The organism is Ligilactobacillus acidipiscis DSM 15836 (assembly GCF_001435755.1).
GTDB lineage: Bacteria > Bacillota > Bacilli > Lactobacillales > Lactobacillaceae > Ligilactobacillus > Ligilactobacillus acidipiscis.
In genome coordinates, this window is record NZ_AZFI01000138.1 from 1 (window position 1) to 5,550 (window position 5,550).

Below are 5,550 nucleotides of genomic sequence, written 5' to 3' on the forward strand. Positions count from 1 at the left end.
TCCATTAGTGCTCACTTTCTCCCGGTTCACTCCGCCCTGTATAAAAAAAGACCGTCAACAACGGCCTTCCTTAATTATTGTGCTTTAAAAATTTTTTCATGTTCGGCTTTGAATTTATCCATCTGAACATCATTCAAGTTGCCTAATTCATGCAGCTTGCTTTCGATCATGTCAAAGACTTCCACCCGATCACTTAAACTATCGACGAAATCATACTTGTCGCCATCAATCACCAATAGCGGCGAAGCTTTATATTCTTTCATCCATACCTCGTAACAGTTTAACAAACGATGGTAGTAATCCTCCAATGAGGGGTCCTTTTCCACCAATTCGTAGTCACGACCGCGTTTTTCGATCCGTTTTAACATCGTCTCGTACGATACTTTGATCGTGATCATCAAATCTGGTGACTTCTTATGTGAAGCAAACGGCAATTCTTCCATCATGTTGTTAAGCAAACTCTTGTAGATGTCATACTCAACTTGAGTGGCGTTACCCATTTCCGTATTGATTTTCATAAAGATCTCATCTTCATAGATTGAACGGTCTAAAATATTGTTATCTTCACGCATCGCTGCCTTGATCATCGAAAAACGGCGGTTCAAGAAGAAAGTTTGTAACAAATATGCGTATGGATTAGTGGCTTCCTTGTCGCCGGCAGCACGTTTCTGTGCGGCGATCTCGTTGCCTTTATAGAAAATTGGCAAGACAGGATTGTCCTGCACTGGTTCATAATATGCTTTTGTTCCGAGTTCTGCTGAAAGGATATCAGTTAAGCTAGACTTTCCCGACCCGATAATACCAGATAATGTAATCAAAATGATTGAAGCATCCTTTCCCTAATTATCAACAGACAAGGACCACTCCTTGTCTACGATCCTATTATTTCTCTATCCAATCATACGCGAATTTAGGCAAAAAATAAAGAACAAAATTTGCTAAAAACCACAACTTATAGGTGGTGAGTTTTGCTTTCATACTAGATATACGGGGTTTTGGACTTGTCAGTTTTTGTTGTTAAATGTTTTGCTGCTAAAACTGTTGCCAAACTAACCAAGGCTAAGATCAGCAAAATACCGTAATCAAAATGGCTGCCCTTGGCTGTTAAAATCGCCAAAGAAGCGCCTTTTTTAATTTGTTGCGCTGAGATAACTGCTGATAAGACACTTGTTCCAAAAGAACCGGCGTATTGTTGAAAAGTATTGAACAGCGAGTTAACATCTGCTTTTTGCTGTGGTAGGACCTGTGTGCTGGCATCTGACATTGAATTACTAAACCCGAAGTTAAAGCCTCCCCGCAAGAATAGGTAGATCAAGGTCGTTGACAGTGCCGTCAAGATCGGCGTCAGTATAAAAAACATGCCCGTCCCAGCTACTATACAAATACTGGAGATCAGCAGTGGAATAAATGCTCCGTGTTTGTCAAATAAACGGCCGGCATAAGGTGAAATAGCCGCACCGAGCAAAGCGCCAGGCAGTAAGATCAAACCGGCAACAAATGCACTTGAATGAAGATAGTTTTCCACAAAGATCGGAATCACAAATGAGATCCCAATATTGATAAACTGCAAGATAAAAAAGTTCAACCAGCGCAAACAGATCAGAGGGTTTAATAGCAGTTTGAAATTCAAGATCTGGCGCGAAGAGAAATGAAAATGTCCGATCAACAGCAAAACGCCGCCGCTAAAAGCAGCCAGCATCCAAGCAAACCTGCTGCTTTTGAAGCCATAATTGCCGCCGTTTGCAAAAGCTGTGCTTAAACAAAAGAATGTCAGGCTCAGTAAAACTAGCCCGATCCAGTCGAATTTCTCCTGTGTCCCATCAGCTTCTAAGAAAATATTTTTCTCACCGATCCACGCCGTCAGCAACAACAACGGTACGGCAACTATAAAGACTCCCCGCCAGGACCAAAATGCGGCCATTGTTCCACCATATGTCGGTCCTAAAGCCGGTGCGAGTGAAATGATCATTGCAGCGATCCCCATATAGGTCCCCAGTTTTCTTTGCGGGATCAGCGACATCACCAAATGATACATTAAAGGCGTGGAAATCCCAGTAGCGACGGCCTGCAGCAACCGTCCTGTCAACAAGACCGGAAATACCTGCGCCGTGGCACACATTAGAGTCCCCAATAAATTAAAAATGATTGCCACCGAAAATAATGAACGTGCGTTAAACTTCTTAGTTAAATAACCGGTCGTTGACATGATGACCGTGACCATCAGCAAATACCCGGATGTGACCCACTGCATCGTCCCAAGTGTGACGTTAAATTCACGAGTCAGTGTGGGAAAAGTCACGTTCAGCGAGGTCTCGACCAATATTCCTAAAAATGACAGCATTGCTGCCGCCGCGATCGAGGCTTTTGTTTGCCGACTAACGTTTTGTTCGACCATACTAATTGACTTTCTCTCCATTAACGATTATGATGAAAATAAATATTGTTTCCTCGGAAACTTTTGTTATCAATCAATCTTACAACTTTCAAAATGAAATGCCAAATATTTTATTTTGGATGACCGGAAACGGGGCACATTAGCTGTGTCTGAACCACGAAGGGAGTCTGACAACTTGGCAATTTCTCAAGAGATCTTGCAAAAATACAATCATTTGCTGGCCTTAGACGATGATGACGATCAGGAAAAACGGTGGCTGAGTACCCAAGATCCGCACGCTCAAGGCCTGCGGACCTCTCATTTTCATATTCTCTCATATTTATTGGCGCATCCAGATGCGACCGCTAAAGAAATCAGCCAGGAATTTAGTATTTTGCGGGGAACTTTATCCAAAAGAATGTCACTTTTAATCAAGCGTGAACTAGTTTGCGCTCATACTGACGCTAATGACGGTCGCAGCAAGCATTATTCACTACTGCCTGCAGGAGTCAAGATCGCACGACTCCATGAGGAGCTCTTACGCCAAAAAAACGCCCAACTAACTAAGGTATTACAAACGTTTGACAAAGATGACCTGGCCACGATCGCGCAATTTTTAACACAAGTCGCTGACGCTGAAGAACACATGCATTATCAATGAAGGGAAGATTTTTATGCAAATACCTACTATTACCTTACGCGACGGACTGTCACTGCCAGCAGTCGGTTTTGGAACTTCCGGCTTGAAAGGTCCAGCTGGGATCGAAACGATCGATACCGCGATCGCTAACGGCTACCGTTTGATCGATACTGCCTACAACTACGAAAATGAAGGCACTGTCGGGCAGGCTGTCAAACGTTCTGGAATAGCCCGCTCGCAGCTTTTGCTCTCATCGAAACTCCCAGGACGCCATCACAAGTATAAACAAGCGATCACTGCGATCCAAGAATCGCTCTACCGTGCCGGACTAGACTACTATGACCTTTATTTGATCCACTGGCCAAACCCTAAGCGCGGTGAATATGTTGAAGCTTGGCAAGCACTGCTCGACGCCAAACGTTTTGGCCTAGTACGGGCCGTGGGTGTTTCGAACTTCTTACCGGAACATTTGGAAAAATTGCAACAGCAGACAGGTGAATTGCCAGAAATTAATCAGATCGAACTGCATCCTTTATTCAGCCAGCCCGAACTGCAAAAATATGATCAGGACCATGAAATAGTCACTGAAGCTTGGAGTCCACTAGGCGGTGTCGGCATGGGCTTGAGTCAACCGATCCGCGAATTACCGTTGGTCAAACGTTTGGGAGAAAAATACGGCAAAAACGGCGGACAAATCATCTTACGCTGGGAACACCAGTTGGGAGTCTTACCTTTGCCGCTATCCCACGATCCAAGACGTCAGGCACAAAACTTAGACATTTTCGACTTTTCATTAACTGACGATGAAATGCAAGAGATCATCAACCTAGACCAAGACAACGCGCGCGTCTCGCAGCAAGATCCGCAAACCCATGAAGAACTATAAATAGAAAAGAAACCGAGTTGCCAAGATGGCAGCCCGGTTTTCTTGCTATTTAACAATTTTTGTGAGAATTTAAACTCGAACTATCGAATAAGGAGGAAAACCATGACTAAAAAATATGCTTACGATGTAATATACATTGGTGGGGGACATGCCTCATTTGACGGCGCTGAGCTTCTCGCTAAAACTGGTCAAAAAGTGGCACTGATCACTGATGATTTAATTGGCGGAACATGCACTAACCGTGGCTGTAACGCCAAGATCACGCTGGATGCTCCGGTCAACTTGCAACGAGCAGTAAACCGCATGCAAGGACTTGTTCACGGAGAGATCACGATCGACTGGCCCGCTTTGGTCGCTCACAAAAAAGAAGTGATCAAGGATCTGCCCCAAGGGACAGAAAATAAACTGACAAACGCTGGCGTGGAAATTTTCAGAGGACACGCTAGCTTAATTGGTCCGCATACCGTACAGATCGATGGACAAACAAAATACTCTGCTGAAAAAATCGTGATCGGCACGGGTCAACACCCGAACCGTTTGCAGATCCCCGGAAGTGAACTCGCCCATGACAGTAGTGAATTTATGGACCTCACAGAAATGCCGCACAATATCGCTATCGTCGGTGCAGGCTATATCAGCTATGAATTTGCCACGATCGCTAACGCCGTTGGGGCAAACGTCACTGTTTTCATGCATGGCGACCAGGGCCTCCGCAATTTTTATCAAACGTTTGTAAAAAAAGTTACCGCAGATCTTGCAGACCGTGGGGTCAAATTTATTCACAATGCGCAGGTAAGTTCATTTACCAAAAACGGCCAAGAAGTCACAGTCCATTATGGCAACGAGCAAACAGCCGAATTCGACTGGCTTTTAGATGCCACTGGCCGGATACCAAACGTTAATAATATGGGACTAGAGGAAGTTGGTGTTAAGTACTCAAAGCGCGGGATCAAAGTCAATGACTACCTGCAGACCAGTGTCCCAAGCATCTATGCAGCCGGTGATGTACTGGACAAAAGTCAGCCGAAGTTAACGCCGACTGCGACCTTTGAGTCCTACTATCTGTATCAACTATTCAGTGGACAAAATACAAACACTATTAAATACCCGGCGATCCCCACTACCGTTTATACTTCGCCGCGGATCGCTCAAGTTGGCGTCACGCCGGCACAAGCTAAACAGGGTGACTTTGAAATTGTAGAAAATCACATTCCAGACGACTGGTACCGTCAAATCGACCAAGAAACAATTGGTGACCGGGTTTTGGTATTTGATAAGGAACATCATTTAATTGGTGTGACTGAATTCAGCGATAAAGCCGAAGATGCCGTCAACACCTATCTGCCGGCAATCGTTTCTGGTTATGATGATAATGATATGTGGCAAATGGCGCACATTTTTCCATCAGTCGGAGCTTCAGCCTGGCATAAGATCCGCTAGAAAACTGCCGAGTTTATTTGGGATGTCCTTTTGATTGCGGGAGTTGCTTTGAAAAGCATGCTCCCGTATTTTTACTTTGTGGCTCTTACTTGGACGGAGTTTGCGTCGCATTTCTACTTGTAACACATACTTCACCGTAGTTTGCATCACATTTCCGCTTGTACTACTTACTTTGCCATAGTTTGCATCACATTCTCACTTGTAACACTT

The 5,550-nt window shown here is 44.4% G+C and carries 5 protein-coding genes; 3 read left to right on the plus strand and 2 right to left on the minus strand.

Annotated features, from left to right (window positions below):
- Positions 1–74 precede the first annotated feature (74 nt).
- On the minus strand, positions 75–818 hold the full coding sequence (locus tag FC65_RS08465) for a deoxynucleoside kinase (protein ID WP_010497558.1): 744 nt from the start codon (positions 816–818) through the stop codon (positions 75–77).
- Between the two features lie 161 nt (positions 819–979).
- Positions 980–2,395 (minus strand): MFS transporter, encoded by a 1,416-nt coding sequence (locus FC65_RS08470; RefSeq protein WP_056972320.1) that lies wholly within the window; start codon positions 2,393–2,395, stop codon positions 980–982.
- A gap of 175 nt (positions 2,396–2,570) precedes the next feature.
- On the opposite strand from FC65_RS08470, the gene FC65_RS08475 reads away from it, so the two are divergent.
- The 3 genes from FC65_RS08475 (at position 2,571) to FC65_RS08485 (ending at position 5,340) form a co-directional block, all read left to right on the plus strand.
- Complete coding sequence (locus FC65_RS08475; RefSeq protein WP_010497562.1) at positions 2,571–3,035, plus strand: MarR family winged helix-turn-helix transcriptional regulator; 465 nt, start codon at positions 2,571–2,573, stop codon at positions 3,033–3,035.
- A 13-nt stretch (positions 3,036–3,048) separates the two neighbouring features.
- Complete coding sequence (locus FC65_RS08480) at positions 3,049–3,900, plus strand: aldo/keto reductase (RefSeq protein ID WP_010497564.1); 852 nt, start codon at positions 3,049–3,051, stop codon at positions 3,898–3,900.
- Between the two features lie 102 nt (positions 3,901–4,002).
- Positions 4,003–5,340, plus strand: a complete 1,338-nt coding sequence (locus FC65_RS08485; protein ID WP_056972321.1) for a dihydrolipoyl dehydrogenase family protein — start codon at positions 4,003–4,005, stop codon at positions 5,338–5,340.
- Positions 5,341–5,550 lie beyond the last annotated feature (210 nt).